Source organism: Amycolatopsis sp. 195334CR, assembly GCF_017309385.1.
Lineage (GTDB): Bacteria > Actinomycetota > Actinomycetes > Mycobacteriales > Pseudonocardiaceae > Amycolatopsis.
Genome location: NZ_JAFJMJ010000002.1, coordinates 2,608,189 through 2,628,352, shown reverse-complemented (window position 1 = coordinate 2,628,352; position 20,164 = coordinate 2,608,189). Strand labels below are relative to the sequence as shown.

Here is a 20,164-nt window from a genome sequence, read left to right as displayed (position 1 = left end):
CTTTCACCGCGGACCAGGCGCTCCAGGACGACCCGGACGACTCCCGCGCGTCAGTACTCGCCGTTGTCCAGTCGCTCGGCGAACTCCGCCGCCCAGGTCGCCTCGCCCTCCAGCTGAGCGGCCTCGAACCGGTAGCTCTCAGCGACGTGCCGGGGAATCGGCCCGCCCGCCAGGATCGACCGCACCCCGGCGCGCGTCGATTCCGCCCGCGCCCGCAGGTCCTCCGCCCGCCGCCGCATCGCCGCCGCGAGCTCCTCGGCGGGCAGGTGCGGGAAGAAAGCCAGGCCGATCAGCAGCGGGTGGTTCGGCACACTGGTGTCCCACAGGTTCTCCCGCAGCAGCCGCTGGAACTCCGCCTCCCCGGCATCGGTGAGCCGGTAGGTCGTCCGCTCGGGACGCGCGCCCTGCCGGTCGGTGCCGACGACCTCCAGCAGCTCTTCCTTCTCCAGCGACTTCAGCGCGTTGTAGATCGACCCCGGCGCGACGTTGGCCCATTCGGCCGCGCCCCAGGACAGCAGTTCTCGCCGCAGGTCGTAGCCGTGCACCGGGCCGGTCTCGCGGAGCGCGCCCAGCACCAGCAGCCGCGTGGTCGCCGCCATCAGCCGTTCCGCCCGATCATGACCACAGGTTATTCCGCTCGATCCGGAACTGTCGGTGCCGGGTGCTTCAGTTCGTCGTGAGGTCGACAGACCCGCTCTGACGAGGGAGGACCCATGGGGGAGCACATCGAACTGAACGGCACGCGCACCTGGTACGAGGTGCGCGGCGAGGGAGAACCGGTCGTGCTGCTGCACGGCGGGTTCAGCGACGCCAGGGAGTTCACCGGCAACCTGGACGCGCTCAACGAACACTTCCGGGTGTACCGGTTCGACCGCCGCGGCCACGGGCGCACCGCCGACGCACCTGGCCCCATCACCCACCAGCGGATGACCGAGGACACCATCGCCTTCCTGGAGCAGGTGGTGCGGGGCCCGGCCCGGCTGGTCGGCTACAGCGACGGCGGTTTCGTCGCGCTGCTGGCCGCGCTGCGGCGGCCCGACCTGGTGCGCGAGCTGGTGCTGATCAGCTCCGCGTTCGCCACCGACGGGTTCCTGGTGCAGCCCGACCCCGACGGCGAGATGCCGCGGGAGGTGATCGACTACTACGGCGAGGTCTCCCCGGACGGGCCCGAGCACTTCCCGGTGGTGTTCCGGAAACTGACCGACCCGGCCAATCCCGACCCGTCGTGCACCACCGACGAGCTGGCCGGGATCGACTGCCGGGCGCTGGTCGTCGCCGCGGACGACGACCTGGTCCACGCCGAGCACACGCTCGCCCTGTACCGGGGCCTGCGCGAGGCGCAACTGGCGGTGGTGCCCGGCGCCTCCCACGCGATCCTGGTGGACCAGCCCGAGCTGACCACCGCGATCGTCACCCGGTTCCTGACCGTGCCGCCCCGGCCGACGCTGATCCCGGTCCGCCGGGCTCAGGCACTGGCGCCGTAGGCGATGGTCAGCGTGACGGCGGCCCCGGTGCAGGCGAAGGTGCGCAGGTGATTCCACGCGGTCCAGCGGGTCAGGTAGCGGTCCCGCCAGAAGCTCGCGCCCTCGGCGCTGTCGGCGTCAGCCGCGTCGAGCGCGTTGTTCAGCGGCACGTTGAACACCATGGTGACGGCGAACATGCCGAGCACCAGCAGCAGCGCGCCCCCGAGACGCCACCCACCGCCCGCCGCGCCGGAGAACGGCGTGACCACCACCAGGAACAGGCAGATCACCGTGGTCCCGCCGAAGACCAGGCCGAACAGCGGGTTGAGGATCCGCCGGTTCACCCCCTGCATCGCGGTGATGCCCTGGGCCGGGGGCAGAGCGCCGAGCACGCCCATCATGAAGGTGGAGAAGACGAAGAACAGGCCGCCGTTGAGGCCCGCGCCGACGGCGGCGGCCAGGGTGAGTCCGGAAATCAGGGCGTCAGGCATCGCAGGCTCCTCGACTGGGTCAGGGAAAGGAGAATTTCACAGCTGGCGGTAGGCGTGGGCGAGTTCGGGCACGAAGTCCTCGAACCGGGTCGGGGTGGTGTTCGCCGCGGTGCGCTCGCCGGTCGCGGCGACGGTGCCGTCGCTGAAGGCGGCGGTCATCTCCACCTGCAGGCGTGCCGCCGTCGCCGAGAACCCGGCCTGCCGCAGGGCTTCGGCCATTTCCGCGCCCGGCATCGGCACGTACGGCAGTTCGGGCAGGCCCAGCGCCTCGCCCAGGATCCGGGTGGCCTCGGCGTAGCTGAGGTCGCGCTCGCCGAGCAGTTCGCGCACCACCACGCCGGTCCAATCCCGCTTGCGCAGCGCCTCGGCGGCCACCTCGGCGATGTCGCGCGCGGCGATCATCGGGATCTTCGCGTCCGGCGCCACCGAGTCGGCGTACATCCCGGCCTGCTTGATCAGCCCGACCGCGGCGTGGAAGTTCTCGAAGAACGCCCCCGGCCGCAACAACAGCACGCTGGTGTTTTCCAGCGAGCGCAGCCGCTGCTCCTGGGTGTGCAGGCTGACGATGAAGCCGGTCCCGGCCGGGCGCTCCGCGCCGACGCTGCTCAACGAGACCACGTACCGCACGCCGGTCCTGCGGACCGCCTCGACGATCGCCTCGCCCTTGCGGTCCTGCTCGGTGAAGTAGTCCTCGACCTCCGGGCCGGTGTGCAGCAGCGTGTACACCGCGTCAGCGCCGCGGAAGGCCTCGGTGAGGAAGTCGGGGTCGCCGACGTCGCCGACAGCGAGTTCGGCGCCGGCCGCCGCCAGGGGGGCCAGCTTCTCCGCCGAACGGCCCACGGCCCGCACGGATTCCCCGGCCGCCAGCAGCAGTTCGGCGATCTTGCCGCCGGTGTTCCCGGTCGCGCCCAGCACGGTGATCGTCATGGTGTCCTCCTGGTTGGGTTCCTTGCTGTGCGTCCAACTATGGCGGCGGGGTCCTGGACAAACCATGACCGTGAATCGCGGTTTCCTGCTCGTTCGTCCAGCGACCGTGGACGAACGATCTTCCGCGGCGGCATACTCCCGAACCATGAGAACGGGCGACATCCCGCCACCGGCGGATCCACTCGGCGAGGCACTGCACTTCCTGCGGATGAGCGGCGCGTTCTACTGCCGGTCGGAGATGAGCGGGCCGTGGCACGTGGCTATCCCGTCCGTGCGCGACTGCGTGTGGTTCCACGTCGTGACCGCGGGCAGCTGCACGCTGGAGGTCGACGGCGCCGAGCCGCGCGAGCTCCGCCCCGGTGATCTCGCGCTGGTGCCACATGGCCGGGGGCATGCCCTCTGGACGGACCGCGAGCTGCCCGCGGCGGCGATCGAGAAGCTGCCGCACGACTACGTCAGCGACCGGTACGCGATCCTGCACCACGGCGGGGGCGGCACCCCGAGCGGCATCATCTGCGGTGCGGTCCGGTTCGACCACCCCGCGGCGGCCAAGCTGCTCGAACTGCTGCCGCGGCTGATCTACGTGGCCGCCGCCGACTCACCGCAGGCCGAGTGGCTGCAGAGCAGCCTGCGGCTGATGATCGCCGAGGCCGCGCAGCCGCGTCCCGGTGGGGAAACGGTGATCACCCGGCTCTCGGACATCCTGGTCATCCAGGCGATCCGGTCGTGGATGGAAACCGATCCGGTGGCGCGCACCGGGTGGCTCGGCGCCTTGCAGGACCGTCAGATCGGGCGGGCGATCTCGCTGATCCACCGCGACGCCGCTCGCGAGTGGACGGTGGCCTCGCTGGCCGACGAGCTGGCCATGTCGCGTTCGGCGTTCGCCGCCCGCTTCACCGAGCTGGTCGGCGAGCCCGCGATGCACTACGTGACGCGGTGGCGGATGAACGTCGCGCTGACCACGCTGCGCGAGGACGGCGCCACCGTCGCCGAACTGGCGGGCAAGCTCGGTTACCAGTCCGAGGCGGCGTTCAGCCGCGCGTTCAAGCGCGTGGTCGGGGTCTCGCCGGGATCGGTGCGCACGCGCGGCACAAGTAGGACCGAAGCTGACCTACTTGCCTTCTAACTTGGTGTCAGTCACCGAGAACGAGGAGCGCAGACCATGACCAAGACGGCCGCCGTGAACGGGGTTCCCGCCGGGTACACCACGGTCACCCCGTGGATCATCTCCGCCGACACCGGCAAGCTGATCGAGTTCGTCACCGCCGCGTTCGGCGCCGAGGAAATCTTCCGCGTCGCCGACGAGGACGGCTACATCGGGCACGCCGAGTTCCGGATCGGCGACGCCATCGTGATGGCCTTCGACAAGCGGCCCGACTGGCCGGCCACGCCGAGCTTCCTGCGCCTGTACGTGGCCGACTGCGACGCCACCTACGAACGCGCCCTCGCCGCGGGCGGGCGTTCGTTCACGCGGCCGACCACCGCGCCCTTCGGGGACCGGGTATGCCGGGTGCTCGATCCGTTCGGCAACCTCTGGTGGGTGCACACCCGCGTGGAAGACGTGGACGAGGCCGAGCTGGCGCGCCGGGCCACCGACCCGGACTGGGTGGCGGCGATGGAGTACCTGCAGAGCCGGGACCTGGTCGAAAGCGGAAGGTGACCGGCCGCGATCGGTCCTAACTTCGGTGCCATGACCGAAGGCGCGCCGTCCACCCGTTCCGCATCGACATCCCGGAGGTCGCGCTGGCCGACCTCCGGGCAAGGCTCACCGCGGCGAAGTGGCCCGACGAGTTGCCCGGCACCGGCTGGACCTACGGCGTGCCGTTGGCGCGGCTGAAGGAACTCGCCGAGTACTGGCGCACGACCTACGACTGGCGCCGGCACGAGCGGGCGCTCAACCGCTTCGCCCAGTTCACCACCACGATCGACGGCCAGCGCGTGCACTTCTTCCACGTCCGTTCCCGGGAACCCGGCGCCGTCCCGCTGCTGCTCACCCACGGCTGGCCCGCCTCGGGTGCCGAGTTCGCCGAGCTGCTCGGCCCGCTGACCGACCCCCGTGCCCACGGCGGCGACCCGGCGGACGCCTTCCACGTGGTGGTGCCCTCGATCCCCGGTTACGGCTTTTCCGGGCCCACCACCGAAACCGGCTGGGACGTCACCCGGATCGCGCGGGCGTGGGCGGAGCTCATGCGCCGCCTCGGCTACCACCGCTACGGCGCGCAGGGCGGGGACTGGGGTGCCCGGATCGCCCCGGAACTCGCCCGCCTCGACGGCGACCGCATGATCGGGCTGCACCTCAACGCCTTCGTCGCCTTCCCCGGCCACGACCTCGACGGCCTCACCGAGGCCGAACTGGCCATTGTGGACGATCTGAACAACTGGTCGGGCGAACGTTCCGGCTACGCCCAGATCCAGGGCACCCGGCCGCAGACCCTCGCCTACGGCCTGGTCGACTCACCGACCGGCTTGCTCGCCTGGGACACCGAATGGTTCGACGCCTACGGCGACGACGTCGGCGGCATCGATCCCGATCGGATCCTCACCACCGTCAGCATCACCTGGCTCACCGGCACCGCCGGTTCGTCGGCGCGCCTCTACCGCGAAGGCGCCGCGAACTGGGAACAGAAGATCTCCTTCAGCCCGGTCCCCACCGGCATCGCGGTCTTCCCAGGCGACGCCACCATCCGCCGCTTCGCCGAACGCGAGCACAACGTGGTGCACTGGTCCACATTCGACCGAGGCGGGCACTTCGCCGCGCTGCAGGTACCGGACCTGCTCACCGGTGACATCCGCGCCTTCTTCCGCCAGCTGCGCTGACAACCGAGTGCGCCAACAACCGGGAGCGCCGACGAGCGGGGCGTCATCTGTCGGGGGCGTTGATGACAGGGCGCGCCGACCAGTGGGAGCCGGGAGCGCGGAAGACCGACAGCGTGGAAGACCGGGCCCTGCCGACTAGCGGGTGCGCTCGAACCAGCGCACCGGCCACTTCACGCCGTAGACCTCCCGCACCGTCGGCATGTCCGCCAACGGCCGGAATCCGGCCTTCTCGGCGACCCGCTGCGAACCGAGGTTGTCCGCGTGGGTGTACAGCCGGAGCTCGCTGATCGGCCAGTGGGCCAGTGCGCGGTCGCACAGTTCCCGCAGGCCCGCGGTCGCCACCCCGCGGCCGCGGGCCTCGGCGGTGACCCAGTAGCTGACCACCGCCGTGCCGCCGTTGCGCAGGGCGGCGAGATTGGCCAGGCGCTCCCCGGAAACCGCGTCCACCGCGACAAAACCGAGTTCGTCGTCGGTGCCGTTGAGCCGGTCGAGTGCTTCGAGGAACTGCTCGGCGGTCAGCGTGGGCGGTTCGGTGGTGAAGCGGCGGATGTCCGGATCGGCGATCTGCCGGACGTACCAGTCCGCGTCGTCGGCTGTCCACTCTCGCAGGATGATTTCGGCAGGCACCAGCGCTCCGCTCGGTTTTTCACTAGGGTGGGCAGGCGATGACCCTAGTACTGCCAGGGCGGCTTCAAGCCTGTTTTGTGGTGGAAGCGGAAAAATTCGCCTGGTGGGGGGTTGACAATCCAGGGGCGAGTGCGTCTTCGGCCGGGTTGCCCGCCGGAGAACCGGCGAACCTGCGCCTCGCCCTACCGGTCGGCGGGCAGGTGGTCCCCGCCGAGGTGCCCGCGGTCCTGGTCGAGCCGGAACCGGCGATCGCCGCGCTGGCCGGGTGGTCGCCGCGACCCGAGGCCGGTGCGTCGGTGCACGCGTGGGCCCGCATCGCCGCCGCCCTCCGCGAGGGCTCCACAGTGGACGAACCACGGCTGCCGACCGCCGGGCACGCGGCACTCGGCCTGGACGGCACCACCATCTGGTCGGCAGGCGCCGCGATCGACGCGGCCCGACGCAGCGTCACCGGCCACCCCAAAGACGGCATCGCCCTGCGCCCGTACCAGCGCGCCGGGGTCGCGTGGCTCCAGGCCGCCGACGGCGGCGGCGTGCTCGCCGACGAGATGGGCCTCGGTAAGACCGTGCAGGCCATCGCCCTGCTCGCCGCCCGCGCCGACGGGCCGCACCTGGTGGTCTGCCCGACCTCGCTGCTGGGCAACTGGGCCCGCGAACTCGAGCGCTTCGCACCCGGCCTCACCTCGGTCACGCTGACCAGCTACGGCAAACTGCGCGCCAACGCCGAACAGTTCGCCGCGACCCCGTGGGACGTGGTGGTGCTCGACGAGGCGCAGCAGATCAAGAACCCCGACTCGCAGACCGCGCGCGCCGCGCGCACCCTCGAAGCCCGCCTGCGCGTGGCGATGACCGGTACCCCGGTGGAGAACCGGCTCGACGAACTCTGGTCGCTGCTCGCGTTCACCAATCCCGGGCTGCTCGGCAGCCGCGCGCGGTTCCGCCGCCGGTTCGCCACCGCGGTCGAGCAACGCCGCTCCGACGCCGCCGCGGTGCGGCTGCACGAGATCGTCGGCCCGCACATCCTGCGCCGCCGCAAGCGCGAGGTCGCCCCCGAACTGCCGCCCAAGCTGGAAACCACCGTGGTCTGCCGGATGACCGCCGAACAGGAAAGGCTCTACCGCGCGGCGATGGATGGCGCCTTCCGCGACGGGTTCGGCTCCGGCATCGAGCGGCGCGGCCGGATCCTGGCCCTGCTCACCCGGCTCAAGCAGCTGTGCAATCACCCCGAACCGCGCGCCGAACGCCTCGACGGCCGCTCGGGCAAGCTCGACCGCGTCACCGAGATGCTCGCCGAGATCATGGACAACGGCGAGCGCGCGCTGGTGTTCACCCAGTACCGCGAAACCGGGGAGATGCTGTCCGGGCACCTCCGCGCGCCGTTCCTGCATGGAGGGTTGTCGATCGCCGCGCGGGAGGAGCTGATCCGCGCGTTCCAGGAAGACGACGACGCGCCGCCGGTGCTGATCCTGAGCCTGCGCGCGGCCGGGTTCGGCCTCAACCTGACCCGCGCCACGCACGTGGTCCACTTCGACCGGTGGTGGAACCCCGCGGTCGAGGACCAGGCCAGCGACCGCGCGCACCGCATCGGCCAGACCCGCGCGGTCACCGTGCACACCCTGCTCACCGAACGCACGCTGGAGGAGACGATCGCCGAACTGCACGCCGGCAAGCGCGACCTGGCCGGTATCGCCACCGGGGAAACCCGCACCATCGAGAACGACCTGGCCAAGCTCTCCGACGAACGGCTGCGCGAGGTGCTCGAACCGGGAGGCCGCCGATGAGCTTCGGCACCACGGTCTGGGGTCGCGACTGGGTCCGCCTGGCCGAGCCCACCTCGGTGACGCGACCGGATTCGCGCCTGCCCAAGGCCCGTTCGCTGGCCCGGCGCGAGCAGGTCCACGACGTCGAACTCGCACCGGGCACGGTGACCGCCGCGGTCGACGGGTACCGGGTGCGCATCAGCGTGCCGCAGTGGGATCCCGGCACCCTCGACGTGGCCCGCACCCACCTGCGCGGTGACGACCTCCCTGACGCTGTGCACGCCGACCTGCCCGGCATGACCGGGGTCGCCTCGGACTGCGACTGCAGCCAGCGCAAGAACCCGTGCGTGCACGCGCTGGCCACGTTCTACGAAGTCGCCCGTCGGCTGGACGAACGGCCCCGCCTGGCCATCCTGCTGCGCGGCCTCACCCACACCCCGGCGGCGACCGCCACCCGCATCCCGCTCGCCCTGCTCAACCCCACCACCTTCTACGGCGACTGACCGCAACACCCGCACGCCCCGACTCGGCCAAGACGGGACGCAAAACCCCGCGAACCGCGCCCCCGGCTCTGCCAAGATCGTTGCGGTGCGCATCCTGTTCACCTTCGCCGGGGGTACCGGCCACTTCAACCCGCTCGTGCCGATCGCCCGCGCGGCCGAAACCGCCGGGCACGCGGTGGCGTTCGCGGGGCAGGCGGTGATGGTCGAGACGGTGGAAGCCGCGGGGTTCACCGCGTACGACACCGGCGGGGACACCTTCGGCGCCCGCGAGCGCATGCCGCTGGTCGCGACGGACATCGAACGCGAGGAGCTGGCCCTGCGCGAGGGCTACGCCCGGCGGGTCGCGGGGGAGCGCTGCCCGCGGCTCATCGAGGCGTGCCAGGACTTCCGGGCCGACCTCGTGGTGTGCGACGAAGCCGACTTCGGGGCTGTCGTCGCGGCCGAAAGCCTGGGCCTGCCCCACGCCACGGTGCTGGTGATCGCCGCCGGCTCGCTCATCCGGCCCGGCCTGGTCGGCGAACCCCTCAACGAACTGCGGGCGCGCCACGGCCTCCCACCGGATCCCGAGATGGCCATGCTGGGCAGGCACCTCGTGCTCTCCCCGTTCCCGCCCAGCTACCGCGACCCGGACTTCCCGCTGCCGCCCACCGCGCACTCGCTCACTCTCGACCCCGTCCGGCCCACCGCGGCCCCGGACCGCACCCCCACGCTCACCCTCGACCCGGTCGAACCCACTGCGGTCACGGACGGCACCCCCACGCTCTACTTCACCCTCGGCACCGTGTTCAACACCGAATCCGGCGACCTCTTCCACCGCGTGCTCACCGGACTCCGCGAGCTGCCGCTGAACGTGGTGATGACCGTCGGCCCGCACATCGACCCGGCGGAATTCGGGCCCCAGCCGCATTCCGTGCGCATCGAGCAGTACGTGCCGCAGGCGACACTGCTGCCCCGGTGCACCGCGGTGGTGTCACACGGCGGTTCCGGCAGCGTGCTCGGCGCGCTCGCCCACGGCCTGCCGATGGTGCTGCTGCCGATGGGCGCCGACCAGCCCCACAACGCCGAACGCTGCGCCGACCTCGGCGTGGCCAAGGTGCTCGACGCACTGGAGGCGACCCCGGCCGAAATCGCCGACGCCACCCAGGAAGTCCTACAGGACAAGGGATACCGCGAAGCCGCCGTCCGGATGCGGGACGAGATCGCCACCCTGCCGGACGCCGGCCACGCGGTCCGCCTGCTCGAAGCGCTGGTTCAGTAGTAACCCTCGACGGGCACGCGGGCCTCGTCGAACAGCGCCGGGCCGTCCTGCGGCACCGCCGGGAAATCGCCGCCCGGCTTGAGCCCGATCAGCTGCTCGGTCGACAACGCGAACACCACCCGCCCCAGCCCCGACCGCGCGATGGCGCCGGTGCACATGCCGCACGGCTGGCAGCTGGTGTACATCGTGGTCGCCGCCGCGGTCTCGGCGTCGAGGTTCCGCGCCGCCCACCGCGCCAGCTTCAGCTCCGGGTGCGCGGTGATGTCGTCGTCGGTGAGGGAGGTGTTGTGGTCCTGGGCGAGCACGGTGCCGTCCGGCCCGGCCAGCAGCGAACCGAACGGCGGGTTCCCGCCCGCGCGGGCCTTGGCGGCCAGCGCGATCGCCTGGCGCAGCAGATTCTCGTCGGTCATCGGGTCAACTCCCAGTGGTCGGCCACCGCGGCGAGCGCGTGCCAGGCGGTCTGCGGGTGGCGGGTCTCCTCAGGATCACCGCCGAACGGGTCGAGCACCACCGTTTCAGCCCCCAGTTGAGTCAAGGCGTCGAGATCGCCGACGATCTGCTCGATGGTGCCCTCGCCGGCCAGTCGCTCCGAGCCGGTGATCGGCGCGTCGGTCAGGCGCAGGATGATCCGCGGCGCGAACGCGGGTGCCGGGCGGCCTTCGGCCTCAGCGGCCGAGCGCAGCCTGCCCAGCCCGTCGCGCAGCCACGGCACGGTGTTGCGCAGCGGGTGCCACGCGTCGCCGAGCCGGGCGGCCCGCCGGATCCCGGCGTCGCTGTTGCCGCCGATCCAGATCGGGATCTGCTCGGTGCGGTAGTCGTCCTTGTTCTCCCAGGCCGCGCGCATCGCGCGCAGGTACTCGTCGGTGAGTTTCCCGCGCCGGTCGAAGCGCACCCCCAGCGCCTCGAACTCCTGCCGCGCCCAGCCCACCGCCATGCCCAGCACCAGGCGCCCGCCGCAGAACTCGTTGAGGTTGGCCGCCATCCGCGCGGTGAGCAGCGGGTGGCGGTACGGCGCCAGCAGCACCGTGGTGCCCAGCCGCAACCCGGTCTGCCCGGCCAGCCACGACAACGTGGTGAACGGCTCGTAGAACGGCGGCGGGTACTGCTCGGCCACGTCGGGCGTGATCACCACGTGGTCGGAGACCATCAGCAGGTCGTAGCCGAGCCCTTCGACCACCTGCGCCCAGCCGCGGAGCCTGCCCGGGTCGGTGCCCGGGCCGAAATTGGGAACGTTGACACCTATCTGCACAGCTCAAGGCTAGGAGCGCGGACCCCCGCCGGGGAAGGGACACTTCCCGGTCCTTCGCCGCACCGGCCGTGGATCTGCCGGTATCTTCAGCCGATGACCGAGAATCTCGATGCGACCGACTGGGCCATCCTGGTCGAGGTCCAGCGGGACGGCCGCATCCCGCTGACCGAGCTGGGCAAGCGGGTCAGCCTCAGCGCCTCGGCCACCACCGAACGGGTCAAGCGCCTCGAGGCGGCGGGCGTGATCACCGGCTACCGCGCCACCGTCGACCTCGGCAAGGCCGGCTACCCGGTGCTGGCCGTGGTCCGGCTCAAGTACCCGGGCAGCAGGCACGGCCCGCTGCACAAGCTGCTCGGCGAGCGCCTGGAGATCCTCGAATGCCTGCGCACCACCGGCGACGACTGCTACACGCTCAAGGTCGCCGCCGGGTCGATGGCGCACCTGGAGCACCTGGTGGACGATCTGGCGCAGTTCGGCAGCACCACCACGAACGTGGTCTACAGCCAGACCCTGCCCTTCCGCGGACCCCAGGAACCACCGGCTGTCGATCCGGGGTGATCCCGTTCGTGTAGGGGGTGAGAACCGAGCCCGAGGAGGCACCCGTGAAGCAGTACCTGCTCAACATCCAGCAGCCCGTCGGCGACCCGCCGCCGCCCGCGGAGCTGGAGCCGATCATGCGCGAGCTGAACAAGGTCAACGACGAGATGCGCGCGGCCGGGGCGTGGGTGTTCGCCGGCGGGCTGCACGACCCGTCGGCGTCGTCGGTGGTGCGTGCCGAGGACGGCCGGGTGATCGTCACCGACGGCCCCTACGTCGAGGGCAAGGAGTTCGTCGGCGGCTTCACCGTGATCCGCGCCGCCGATCTGGACGAGGCGCTGACCTGGGCCGGGAAGGTGACCAGGGCGCTCGGCCTGCCGATCGAGGTCCGCCCGTTCTACGAAGTGGCTTGATGCGTCAGCGGATCGAACGCGTCTTCCGCGAGGAGTACGGCCGCGCCGTCGCCGTCCTGACCCGCGTCTTCGGTGATCTCGACGTCGCCGAGGAAGCGGTCCAGGACGCGTTCGGCGAGGCCGTGCGCCGCTGGCCGGAAGCCGGACTCCCGCCGAGCCCGGCGGGCTGGATCATCACCACCGCGCGCAACCGCGCCATCGACCGCCTCCGGCGCGAAGCCACCCGCGAGGACCGCCACGCCGAGGCCGCGCTGCTGCACGCCGCGAGCGAACCGCCGGAGGAGGGCGCCGTGCACGACGACCGGCTCCGCCTGCTCTTCACCTGCTGCCACCCGGCACTGGCCGTGCCCGCGCAGGTCGCGCTCACCCTGCGGCTGCTCGGCGGGCTGACCACCGCCGAGATCGCGCACGCCTTCCTGGTGCCCGAGCCGACCATGGCCCAGCGCCTGGTCCGGGCCAAGGGCAAGATCCGCAAGGCGGGCATCCCGTACCGGGTGCCCCACGAGGCCGACCTGCCCGGCCGGGTGCGGGCCGTGCTCACCGTGGTCTACCTGATCTTCAACGAGGGGTACGCCGCCAGTTCCGGCGACCGGCTGGTGCGCGAGGACCTGTGCGCCGAAGCCGTCCGGCTGGGCAGGCTGCTGGCCCGGCTGATGCCGGACGAGCCCGAGGTGCTGGGCCTGCTCGCGCTGATGCTGCTGACCGAGTCCCGGCGGCGGGCACGCACCACCGCCGACGGTGAGCTGGTGCTGCTGGCCGACCAGGACCGCGGCGACTGGGACCGCGCGCTCATCGGCGAGGGGCAGGACCTGGTGCGCCGGTGCCTGCGCCGCAACCAGCCCGGTCCGTACCAGATCCAGGCCGCGATCAACGCCGTGCACAGCGACGCGCCGACGGCCGCGGCCACCGACTGGGCCCAGCTCGTCCAGCTCTACGATCAGCTGCTCGCCGTGAGCCCGGGCACGGTGGTGGCGCTGAACCGGGCGATCGCGGTGGCCGAGCGGTCCGGCCCGGCCCCCGCACTGTCGCTTGTGGACGAACTGGACCTCGGCTCCTACTACCTGTTCCACGCCGTGCGGGCCGAACTGCTCGGCCGCCTCGGCCGGACCGGCGAAGCGGCCGAGGCCTACGACGCGGCGATCGCGCTGGCGGGCAACGCCGCCGAACGCCGCCTGCTGAGGGGGAAGCGGGCCGCCCTCAGCTGAGCAGCCCGGCCTCGTGCAGGTGGTCGAACACCAGGCGCCCGACCGGCGAGAGGCGGTCGCGGTCGGCGTAGGTCAGCCAGCCGATCTCCTCGATCTCCTGGCTGGCGCGCAGTGTGCCCTCGTAGTCGGCGGTGTAGCAGGCCATCCGCACCTCGACGCCGTCGGCCTTGCCGTGTGCCTGCGCGCTGAAGGTGCCTACCTCGGCGACCGTGCCGGGCACGATGGTGACCGTCAGCTCCTCCTCGACCTCGCGCACGAGCGTCTGCAGATCGGTCTCGCCGGGATCGCGCTTGCCGCCGGGCAGGTAGTAGGTGTCCTTGCCGTGCGAGCGGGCACCCAGGATCTTGCCGTCGCGCAGGTGGATCCACGCGATCTTGTCGATGGTCATCGAGCTCCAGCCTTGTCTTCGAGATAGCGCCGTTCGGGCTCGCTGAGCGTGCGCGCCGCGGCGAGACGGTAGTGCTCGCGCGCGGCGTCGTGCGCACCGGCCAGGTCGAGCAGGTGCGCGCGGACCGCGGCGAGCCGGTGGTGCTCGGCCAGCGCGGGTTCGGCTTCGGCCTCGGCGAGCTTGGCCAGCGCTTCCTGCGGCCCGTGGACCATGGCGAACGCGACGAGCCGGTTGAGCGTGACCATCGGACCGGGCGCGAGGGTGTGCAGCAGGCCGTACAGGGTGAGGATCTGCTTCCAGTCGGTGTCCTCGGCACGCGTGGCTTCCCCGTGCACGGCGGCGATCGCGGCCTGCAACTGGTACGGCCCGATCGGCGCGGACGCGAGCGCGGTGGTGATCAGCTCGGTGCCCTCGGCGAGCAGTTCGACCGACCAGAGCGTGCGGTCCTGCTCGGCGAGCGGGACGAGCGCGCCGTCTTCGCGGGTGCGTGCGGGACGGCGGGCGTCGGTGAGCAGCATCAGCGCCAGCAGCCCGGCGACCTCACCGTCCTCGGGCAGGCTCGTGTGCAACTGGCGGGTCAGCCGGATCGCCTCGGCGGTCAGGTCGACGCGGTGCAGTTCGGTGCCGGAGCTGGCGGTGTGGCCCTCGGTGAAGACCAGGTACAGCGCACCGAGCACGGAGGCCAGCCGCTCGGCCTGCTCGGCCTCGGGCGGCATCGCGAACGACGCGCCCTTCAGCTTCTGCTTGGCGCGGCTGATGCGCTGGCCCACGGTGGCTTCCGGGACCAGGAACCCGCGCGCGATCTCGCCCGTGGTGAGCCCGCCGACCGCCCGCAGCGTCAGCGCCACCTGCGAGGCCGGGGTCAGCGAGGGGTGGCAGCAGAGGAACAGCAACGTGAGCGTGTCGTCGACGTCGGGTACCTCGGCCGGTACCCAGGCGGCCGCCGTCTCCTCCTCGCGACGGCGGCGCGCGGTCTCGCTGCGCCACTGCTCGGTCCGGCGGCGGGAGGCGACGGTGATCAGCCAGCCCTTCGGATTGGCGGGCACGCCCTGCTCCGGCCACTGCAGCGCGGCCGCGAGCAGCGCCTCCTGCACGGCGTCCTCGCAGGCGCCGAAGTCGCCGTGGTGGCGGACCAGCGCGGCCAGCACCTGCGGCGCCAGCTCGCGCAGCAGGTCCTCGTTCACGGGGTCAGCACCGGGCGCACCTCGACCAGGCCGAACGCGGCTTCCGGCACCCTGGCGGCAATCTCCACCGCACGCCGCTCGTCGGCGCATTCGACCAGGTAGAACCCGGCCAGCTGCTCCTTGACCTCGGCGAACGGCCCGTCGGTGGTGGTCGTTTTACCGTCGTGCGCGAGCACCCGCGTGGCGCGGCCCTGCTCGACCGGTTCGGTGACGATCAGCTCGCCCGAGGCGGCCAGTTCGTGGTTGAGCTGGGCGTACGCTTCCCAGCCGCCCGAGCGCTGCTCGGCGGAGAACGACGCCCACAGCTCCCGCGACTCCGGATTGCTGTAGATCAGGATCAAGTACTTCACGCGGCGATTCTGGCAGAGCCTCACGGGCTGGTCCGGGACCGCGAGCGCGGGTCGTCGACGAGCGTGCCGGAGTGCAGGACGCCGTTCATCGCCCGATCCCGCCACTGCGCGGTCGAGTCGTACAGGACGGCGTCGGTGTCGACCTCGGAGATCAGCACGCCCGCGCGGTTGCGGGGTAGGGCCGGTCCGGCAACTCGGCGGCCGGGATGTTGCCCGCGTGGTAGGAGTGGAACACCAGCTGGACGCCGTCGCGGCGGTATTCGCGGTACAGCTCGGGGAAGCGGTACTCGTAGCAGATCAGCGCCCCGCAGCGGACGCCGTCGACGGTGAACACGGCCGGGTGGTCGCCGGGGGAGTAGTGCTCGAGGTCGACCGAGGCGCAGAACCGCTTGTCGTACCGGTCGACCAGTTCGCCCGTGTCGTCGATGACGTACAGGCTGTTGTGCGGTTTGTGGTCGCCGGTCAGCCGGTGCGCGGAGCCCAGCACCACCCACATCCGCAGCTCGCGGGCCAGCTCCATGACCGCGCGAACGGCGTCCTCCAGGGCAGCCCAGTCGAATCCTTTGTGGCTCTCGAAGTCGGCGACCGCGTAACCGGACAACGCGCACTCGGGGAAATGCGCCACCCGCGCCCCACGCCCACCCGCGATGCGCGACTGGCGCCGGACGTACCGCAGGTTGTGAGCGATGTCCGCGGTCACCGGGAACTGGCAGGTCGCCACCGTCAGCTTCGGCACGCTATTCCTCCTTGAGCAGCCGCGCGCCGAGCATGGCGTGGATGACCTCCGGCGACAGCGCCATCAGGTGCCCCGCCCAGGCATCGCGGGTGAAGCGTTCGAAGGGCGACGGGCGCACGTAACCGTTCCCTCCCGCGGTTTCCAGGCCGAGCGCGGCGATCTCCCTGGCGACCCCGTTGGCCAGTACCTTCGCCACCATCGACGACTCCAGGAACGCCGGGTCCAGCAGGTCCGCGTGCAGCGCCATCTTCTGCGCGTAGGCCCGCGCGGCCTCCAGCCGGACGTGCGCCTCGGCGATCTTGACCTGCACGGTTTCCTTGTCCGCCAGCGCGATCCCGTGCGGTGGCAGGGTGCGCCGCCGGGCGAAGGCGATCGTCTCGGCCAGTGCCGCGTCGGCCAGGCCGAGCGACAGGAACGCCAGCCCCGCCGCGATGTGGTTGGGGCGCGGACCGTCCCCGGGCGGGCACCGGTGCTCGGCGCGCAGGAGCGTGCCGGTGAACTCCAGCTGCTGGCTGCGGCTCGCGCGCAGGCCCATCGAGTCCCACAGCGGGTTGAACGCGACCGTGTCGTCACGGGGCACGCCGAAGAAGGCGGGCTCCCCGTCGATGAGCACGTTGACCAGGAAGTGATCAGCGATCTCACACCCGGACGCGAAGCGCTTCGCGCCGGAGAACAGGAAGCCGCCCTCGACCGGCGACGCGGTCTGCGACGGGAACAGGAACCGGTTGCCGCCGGTCGGTTCCGACAGCGCGTTGGCGAACCGCCGCCCGGCGATCAGCTCGCCGGCGTAGTACCGCGCCATCTCCGGCGCCGACAGCTGCGCCAGCCCGACCCCCGCGCCGATGTGCATCACCCAGATGCACGCCGTCGACGGGCACGCACCGCTCAGCACGCGCACGATCTCGCCATAGGCGCGGTAACTGAGGTCCTGCCCACCGAGTTCGCCCGGCAGCAACGCCGCGTCCAACCCCGACGCGTGCAGCGCCTCCAGGTTCTCCCGCGGCAGCTCAGCCGTGAGGTCACGATCCGGCGCCGTCCGCGCGAACTCCGCCGCCAGCTCCCGCGCGACGTCGAGCCACCGCTGCTCGTGCGCGGGCGGCGACAGGGGAAAGTCGTTCATAGGCACACTGTGCCCGCTACGGCGTCGGCGGGTCCAGCAGGTAAACGGGGCTGCGGTCGCCGGTGTAGTCGGTGCGGTCGTAGCGCATCGCGGTGTCGAGGCTGGCCACCCCGAGCAGCGCCTGCACCGCCCGCGGCGGCGCGCCTTCACGCAGGGCCCGGGTCGCCACGGTCGCCCGCCCGGAGTGCGGCGACAACCGGATCGTGATCCCGGCTTCACGCGCCACCCGCGACAGGATGCGGTCGGCGTCGCGCTGGGTCAGCGCCCGGCCGCCGGTGTGCTGCGGCTGGTGCGGATGCGGGGTCGAAGCCAGGATCGGGCCGCTGAGCTTCGCCCTCGGGACGCCTTCGCGCTCGGCCCGCACCGCCCAGTACCGCTCGAACGTGGCCAGCGTGCCGGGACCGATCGGCACGTGGGCATCCTGGCCGCCCTTCTTCCGGTAGTGCAGGTTCGTGTGGTTGCCCACGCGCCGGATGTGCTCGATGCGTGCGGTGCACAACCCGGTGACACGCACCGCCAGGGTGAACAACGCGCGGATCAAGGCGGTGTCACGAAGCGCCGTCTCGGTACCCAGCCTGGTGGCGCGCTCCTCGATGAACTCCAGGAACGCGTGGTACTCCGCGTCGTCGTCGAGCACCTGCAGCGGTGAGGTCGCCGGCACCGGCGGCCGGGTCACCGCGACCATCGGATTGCGCTGGGCCCGCTCGTGCCGCAGCAGGTAGGCGTACCAGCTCGACACCGCGTCGATCCGGTGCTTCACCGTGGTGGCGCTGGGTTTCTCCAGCCTCACCGTGCCGTCGGGCGCCCGCCGCTGGGCGGTCATGGTGGCCTTCCACGCGTCCCCGTCGGCACCGTGGGCGTCGAGCGGGTCGAGCTGGTTGGCCTGGCACCAGTGCAGCCAGTCGTTCAGTTCGCGCAGGTAACCGCGCTGGGTGTGCGGCGACTTCCCGCTCAGCCAGGTCACGGTCAGCGCCCTCGGGGTGTAGCGGTCCCGCGGATCGGGCGGCGGCAGGGCGGGCAACTCGGCGATCGCCCTGATCAGGCGGCCGCGCTGCCGTTCGGCCTCCAGCAGTTCCTCACCCACCACGGCGGCCCGCTGCGACGGCGCCTGCCTGGCCAGGATCCGGGCGGCGGCGGTGGGTTCGAGCTCGGTCATCGATGCCGATCCTAGCCCGCCCGGATCGGGTAGCTTTTCGCGTGCGGGTCTCCGGTGGTCCGGGAACGGGGCGTTGCAGTGTCCACAAGCGACGAACGCGACCGGACCGTGGACGCGCTGCGGGGCGGCGCGATCGCCGGGGTGGTGCTCGGGCACTGGCTGGTGAGCGCGGTGGTCAGCGACCCGCACCGGCCCTCGGCACTGCACGGCGAGAGCCCGCTGGCCCACAGCCCGTGGCTCGCCCCGGTCACCTGGCTCCTGCAGACGCTCGGCCCGTTCTTCTTCGCGGCCGGGTACGCGGCGGGCCGCCGTGCACGGGCGGGGAAACCGCTACGCCTGACCCGGCTGGTCGTCCCGCTGGTCGCGCTGGCCGCGCTGTGGGTGCCCGCGCTGATCCTGCTCGACGCAGCCGGCGTCCCGGACAGCACCCGCGACCTGGTGCGGGCGCTGGTCACCCAGCCGCTGTGGTTCCTGCTCGTGTACCTGCTGCTGGTCGCGCTCACCCGCCCGCTGCGCGCCGCCGTGCGCCGGGGTGGACCGTGGGTGGCGCTGGTGCCGGTGGCGCTGGTCGTGGTGGTCGACCTGATCCGGCCGCACGGCCTGCCGCCCTGGCTCTCGCTGGCCGCCGCGCCCGTCGCCTGGGCCGCGCCGCACCTGCTGGGTCTCGCACTGGCCGAAGGACGATTGCCGCGGACGGCCGGTGCGGTGCTGCTGCCGGTGGGCGTGCTCGGCGGCGCCGCGTTGCTGTGGGCCGGGTACCCGGCCAGCGCGGTGGGCGTACCGGGGGACCGGTGGTCCAACCTCGCCCCGCCGTCGTTGTTCGCCCTGGCACTGGCCGCCGCGCAGATCGGTGCCTTCCTGCTGGTGCGCCCGTGGCTGGCCCCGGTGCTCCAGCACCGTCGCGTGTGGACACCGATCTCGGCGCTCAACCGCTCGGCGATGATCGTCTACTGCTGGCACCAGACGGCGTTGCTCCTGGTCAGCTTCACCGGTCTCGCGCTGGGGCGCCTGCCCGGTCTGCTCGACGAACCGTCGGGCGGGTGGGTGTGGCACCGGCTGTACTGGCTGCCGGTGTTCGCGCTGGTGCTGGCGGCCTTGACCCGCCTTTCGCGCCGCGGCTGAGCACGATCCCGGCGACCACGAGCACCGCCCCGGCCGGCTGGTTCCAGGTGATGGCCTCGCCCAGCACCACCGCGCCGAGCGCGACCCCGATGACCGGCGTCAGGTAGGTGACACTCGACGCCACCGCGGCACCCCAGGCGGCGACGATGCCGGTGTTCCAGACGTAGGCCAGCCCGGTGCCGAACACGCCCAGCCCGAGCACGCTCAGCACCACCGCTGGGGTCAGGGTCACCGGGTGCGGGTCGAGGAACGGCACGGTGGCGAGCAGGGGCACCGCGCCCAGTCCGACCTGGACGGTGGCGACGGCGATCGCCGGCAGTCCCAGCGGTGACACGAAACGGCGGAGGTAGACGAAGGCGAGACCGTAGCTGGCCGTGGCGGCGAGGCAGGCGAGCTGCGCGGTGATGCCGCCGGTGACGCCGGTGAGCTGCCACGGCGCCAGCACCACGAGCACCCCCGCCAGGCCGAGCCCGAGTCCGGCGAGCTGGCCGCGGTGCGGTCGTTCGGCGCGCAGCGCCACCAGGGTGATCAGCAGGGTCATCAGGGGAGTGGTGGCGTTGAAGATGCTGGACAGGCCGGAGTTGATCCGCTCGCCCGCCCAGGCGAACAACAGGAACGGCAGCACGCACAGGAACAGCGACACCACGCCGATGTGCGCCAGCGCCCGCGCCGACCGGGGCAGCGGCACCCGCCGCACCACGACGAGCACCAGCAGCGCGAGCGCGCCGAGCGCCATGCGCGCGGTGACCAGCTGGACCGGGGACAGCCCGGCCAGCCCGACCTTCATGAACAGGAAGCTCGATCCCCACGCCAGCGCCAGCGCGGCGAACTGCCACGGCACTCCTCTCGACGACATCT

The 20,164-nt window shown here is 72.0% G+C and carries 23 protein-coding genes and 2 pseudogenes; 11 read left to right on the top strand and 14 right to left on the bottom strand.

Annotated elements, in window-relative coordinates; genetic code table 11:
* Positions 1-50 precede the first annotated feature (50 nt).
* Positions 51-599, bottom strand: coding sequence for a PadR family transcriptional regulator (locus JYK18_RS35045; protein ID WP_206807677.1), 549 nt, complete (start codon positions 597-599; stop codon positions 51-53).
* Between the two features lie 114 nt (positions 600-713).
* Here JYK18_RS35045 and JYK18_RS35040 point away from each other — a divergent pair, with 114 nt between their 5' ends.
* Positions 714-1,484 carry an alpha/beta fold hydrolase gene (locus JYK18_RS35040; protein ID WP_206807676.1) on the top strand — a complete coding sequence of 257 codons (771 nt, stop codon included), beginning with the start codon at positions 714-716 and terminating at the stop codon, positions 1,482-1,484.
* On the opposite strand, the gene JYK18_RS35035 is transcribed toward JYK18_RS35040, so the two are convergent.
* Both JYK18_RS35035 and JYK18_RS35030 read right to left on the bottom strand, forming a co-directional pair.
* Complete coding sequence (locus JYK18_RS35035) at positions 1,466-1,954, bottom strand: DUF1772 domain-containing protein (RefSeq protein WP_206807675.1); 489 nt, start codon at positions 1,952-1,954, stop codon at positions 1,466-1,468. The two genes, JYK18_RS35040 and JYK18_RS35035, sit on opposite strands and share 19 nt — an antisense overlap.
* A gap of 36 nt (positions 1,955-1,990) precedes the next feature.
* Positions 1,991-2,881: an NAD(P)H-binding protein gene (locus JYK18_RS35030; protein WP_206807674.1), complete on the bottom strand. Its 891-nt coding sequence runs from the start codon at positions 2,879-2,881 to the stop codon at positions 1,991-1,993.
* A gap of 145 nt (positions 2,882-3,026) precedes the next feature.
* Here JYK18_RS35030 and JYK18_RS35025 point away from each other — a divergent pair, with 145 nt between their 5' ends.
* The 3 genes and pseudogenes from JYK18_RS35025 to JYK18_RS35015 all read left to right on the top strand — a co-directional run.
* Entirely contained in the window at positions 3,027-4,007 is a 981-nt protein-coding gene (locus tag JYK18_RS35025) for an AraC family transcriptional regulator (RefSeq protein WP_206807673.1), read from the top strand.
* A gap of 36 nt (positions 4,008-4,043) precedes the next feature.
* Positions 4,044-4,541, top strand: coding sequence for a VOC family protein (locus JYK18_RS35020; protein ID WP_206807672.1), 498 nt, complete (start codon positions 4,044-4,046; stop codon positions 4,539-4,541).
* Between the two features lie 47 nt (positions 4,542-4,588).
* Positions 4,589-5,698: pseudogene (locus JYK18_RS35015) on the top strand (epoxide hydrolase family protein); the annotation flags it as partial.
* A gap of 135 nt (positions 5,699-5,833) precedes the next feature.
* Here the strand turns inward: JYK18_RS35015 and JYK18_RS35010 are convergent.
* The gene (locus JYK18_RS35010) at positions 5,834-6,325 is read right to left on the bottom strand and encodes a GNAT family protein (protein ID WP_307796191.1); all 492 of its coding nucleotides are present in this window, start codon (positions 6,323-6,325) and stop codon (positions 5,834-5,836) included.
* Between the two features lie 146 nt (positions 6,326-6,471).
* Between JYK18_RS35010 and JYK18_RS35005 the strand changes: the two genes are divergently transcribed.
* The 3 genes from JYK18_RS35005 (at position 6,472) to JYK18_RS34995 (ending at position 9,846) form a co-directional block, all read left to right on the top strand.
* The gene (locus tag JYK18_RS35005; protein ID WP_242582398.1) at positions 6,472-8,106 is read left to right on the top strand and encodes a DEAD/DEAH box helicase; all 1,635 of its coding nucleotides are present in this window, start codon (positions 6,472-6,474) and stop codon (positions 8,104-8,106) included.
* Positions 8,103-8,588, top strand: a complete 486-nt coding sequence (locus JYK18_RS35000) for an SWIM zinc finger family protein (protein ID WP_206807670.1) — start codon at positions 8,103-8,105, stop codon at positions 8,586-8,588. The genes JYK18_RS35005 and JYK18_RS35000 overlap by 4 nt, the downstream gene beginning before the upstream one ends.
* An 85-nt stretch (positions 8,589-8,673) precedes the next feature.
* Positions 8,674-9,846: a glycosyltransferase gene (locus tag JYK18_RS34995; protein WP_206807669.1), complete on the top strand. Its 1,173-nt coding sequence runs from the start codon at positions 8,674-8,676 to the stop codon at positions 9,844-9,846.
* Here the strand turns inward: JYK18_RS34995 and JYK18_RS34990 are convergent.
* Together JYK18_RS34990 and JYK18_RS34985 are read right to left on the bottom strand one after the other, a co-directional pair.
* A complete protein-coding gene (locus JYK18_RS34990; RefSeq protein ID WP_206807668.1) occupies positions 9,840-10,256 on the bottom strand; it encodes a nucleoside deaminase in 417 nt (138 codons plus the stop codon). The genes JYK18_RS34995 and JYK18_RS34990 overlap by 7 nt on opposite strands.
* Positions 10,253-11,095, bottom strand: a complete 843-nt coding sequence (locus JYK18_RS34985; RefSeq protein WP_206807667.1) for an LLM class flavin-dependent oxidoreductase — start codon at positions 11,093-11,095, stop codon at positions 10,253-10,255. The genes JYK18_RS34990 and JYK18_RS34985 overlap by 4 nt, the downstream gene beginning before the upstream one ends.
* Before the next feature lie 93 nt (positions 11,096-11,188).
* Between JYK18_RS34985 and JYK18_RS34980 the strand changes: the two genes are divergently transcribed.
* From JYK18_RS34980 to JYK18_RS34970, 3 genes are read left to right on the top strand one after another with little or no spacing between them, the layout of a single operon-like run.
* Positions 11,189-11,653, top strand: coding sequence for an Lrp/AsnC family transcriptional regulator (locus JYK18_RS34980; protein WP_206807666.1), 465 nt, complete (start codon positions 11,189-11,191; stop codon positions 11,651-11,653).
* A 44-nt stretch (positions 11,654-11,697) separates the two neighbouring features.
* On the top strand, positions 11,698-12,045 hold the full coding sequence (locus JYK18_RS34975) for a YciI family protein (RefSeq protein ID WP_206807665.1): 348 nt from the start codon (positions 11,698-11,700) through the stop codon (positions 12,043-12,045).
* A complete protein-coding gene (locus JYK18_RS34970) occupies positions 12,045-13,250 on the top strand; it encodes an RNA polymerase sigma factor (RefSeq protein WP_206807664.1) in 1,206 nt (401 codons plus the stop codon). The genes JYK18_RS34975 and JYK18_RS34970 overlap by 1 nt, the downstream gene beginning before the upstream one ends.
* On the opposite strand, the gene JYK18_RS34965 is transcribed toward JYK18_RS34970, so the two are convergent.
* Genes JYK18_RS34965 through JYK18_RS34935 form a run of 7 tightly spaced genes read right to left on the bottom strand, consistent with a single transcriptional unit; the run spans position 13,243 to position 18,184 of the window.
* A complete protein-coding gene (locus tag JYK18_RS34965) occupies positions 13,243-13,638 on the bottom strand; it encodes an NUDIX domain-containing protein (RefSeq protein ID WP_206807663.1) in 396 nt (131 codons plus the stop codon). The two genes, JYK18_RS34970 and JYK18_RS34965, sit on opposite strands and share 8 nt — an antisense overlap.
* On the bottom strand, positions 13,635-14,822 hold the full coding sequence (locus tag JYK18_RS34960) for a DUF6596 domain-containing protein (RefSeq protein WP_307796190.1): 1,188 nt from the start codon (positions 14,820-14,822) through the stop codon (positions 13,635-13,637). Before JYK18_RS34960 ends, JYK18_RS34965 begins: the two co-directional genes overlap by 4 nt.
* Positions 14,819-15,172 carry a YciI family protein gene (locus tag JYK18_RS34955; protein WP_206807661.1) on the bottom strand — a complete coding sequence of 118 codons (354 nt, stop codon included), beginning with the start codon at positions 15,170-15,172 and terminating at the stop codon, positions 14,819-14,821. Before JYK18_RS34955 ends, JYK18_RS34960 begins: the two co-directional genes overlap by 4 nt.
* Before the next feature lie 20 nt (positions 15,173-15,192).
* Positions 15,193-15,330, bottom strand: a complete 138-nt coding sequence (locus tag JYK18_RS34950; RefSeq protein ID WP_206807660.1) for a hypothetical protein — start codon at positions 15,328-15,330, stop codon at positions 15,193-15,195.
* Positions 15,324-15,908, bottom strand: a complete 585-nt coding sequence (locus tag JYK18_RS34945) for a carbon-nitrogen hydrolase family protein (RefSeq protein ID WP_206807659.1) — start codon at positions 15,906-15,908, stop codon at positions 15,324-15,326. Before JYK18_RS34945 ends, JYK18_RS34950 begins: the two co-directional genes overlap by 7 nt.
* A gap of 1 nt (position 15,909) precedes the next feature.
* Complete coding sequence (locus JYK18_RS34940) at positions 15,910-17,028, bottom strand: acyl-CoA dehydrogenase family protein (RefSeq protein ID WP_206807658.1); 1,119 nt, start codon at positions 17,026-17,028, stop codon at positions 15,910-15,912.
* 16 nt (positions 17,029-17,044) lie between these two features.
* Positions 17,045-18,184 carry a tyrosine-type recombinase/integrase gene (locus JYK18_RS34935; protein WP_206807657.1) on the bottom strand — a complete coding sequence of 380 codons (1,140 nt, stop codon included), beginning with the start codon at positions 18,182-18,184 and terminating at the stop codon, positions 17,045-17,047.
* A 54-nt stretch (positions 18,185-18,238) separates the two neighbouring features.
* Between JYK18_RS34935 and JYK18_RS47135 the strand changes: the two are divergent.
* A pseudogene (locus tag JYK18_RS47135) lies at positions 18,239-19,219 on the top strand (acyltransferase family protein); the annotation flags it as partial.
* On the opposite strand, the gene JYK18_RS34930 reads toward JYK18_RS47135, so the two are convergent.
* A complete protein-coding gene (locus JYK18_RS34930) occupies positions 19,170-20,162 on the bottom strand; it encodes a DMT family transporter (RefSeq protein WP_206807656.1) in 993 nt (330 codons plus the stop codon). The pseudogene JYK18_RS47135 and the gene JYK18_RS34930 sit on opposite strands and share 50 nt — an antisense overlap.
* Positions 20,163-20,164 lie beyond the last annotated feature (2 nt).

Excerpts from the sequence above, each read along its gene's own strand:
- JYK18_RS34965 (WP_206807663.1), bottom strand. The coding sequence starts at position 13,638 with ATGACCATCGACAAGATCGCGTGGATCCACCTGCGCGACGGCAAGATC.
- JYK18_RS34970 (WP_206807664.1), top strand. The coding sequence starts at position 12,045 with ATGCGTCAGCGGATCGAACGCGTCTTCCGCGAGGAGTACGGCCGCGCC.
- JYK18_RS34990 (WP_206807668.1), bottom strand. The coding sequence starts at position 10,256 with ATGACCGACGAGAATCTGCTGCGCCAGGCGATCGCGCTGGCCGCCAAG.
- JYK18_RS35035 (WP_206807675.1), bottom strand. The coding sequence starts at position 1,954 with ATGCCTGACGCCCTGATTTCCGGACTCACCCTGGCCGCCGCCGTCGGC.
- JYK18_RS35045 (WP_206807677.1), bottom strand. The coding sequence starts at position 599 with ATGGCGGCGACCACGCGGCTGCTGGTGCTGGGCGCGCTCCGCGAGACC.
- JYK18_RS34930 (WP_206807656.1), bottom strand. The coding sequence starts at position 20,162 with ATGTCGTCGAGAGGAGTGCCGTGGCAGTTCGCCGCGCTGGCGCTGGCG.
- JYK18_RS35000 (WP_206807670.1), top strand. The coding sequence starts at position 8,103 with ATGAGCTTCGGCACCACGGTCTGGGGTCGCGACTGGGTCCGCCTGGCC.
- JYK18_RS34980 (WP_206807666.1), top strand. The coding sequence starts at position 11,189 with ATGACCGAGAATCTCGATGCGACCGACTGGGCCATCCTGGTCGAGGTC.
- JYK18_RS35040 (WP_206807676.1), top strand. The coding sequence starts at position 714 with ATGGGGGAGCACATCGAACTGAACGGCACGCGCACCTGGTACGAGGTG.
- JYK18_RS35030 (WP_206807674.1), bottom strand. The coding sequence starts at position 2,881 with ATGACGATCACCGTGCTGGGCGCGACCGGGAACACCGGCGGCAAGATC.
- JYK18_RS34935 (WP_206807657.1), bottom strand. The coding sequence starts at position 18,184 with ATGACCGAGCTCGAACCCACCGCCGCCGCCCGGATCCTGGCCAGGCAG.
- JYK18_RS34940 (WP_206807658.1), bottom strand. The coding sequence starts at position 17,028 with ATGAACGACTTTCCCCTGTCGCCGCCCGCGCACGAGCAGCGGTGGCTC.
- JYK18_RS35020 (WP_206807672.1), top strand. The coding sequence starts at position 4,044 with ATGACCAAGACGGCCGCCGTGAACGGGGTTCCCGCCGGGTACACCACG.
- JYK18_RS35025 (WP_206807673.1), top strand. The coding sequence starts at position 3,027 with ATGAGAACGGGCGACATCCCGCCACCGGCGGATCCACTCGGCGAGGCA.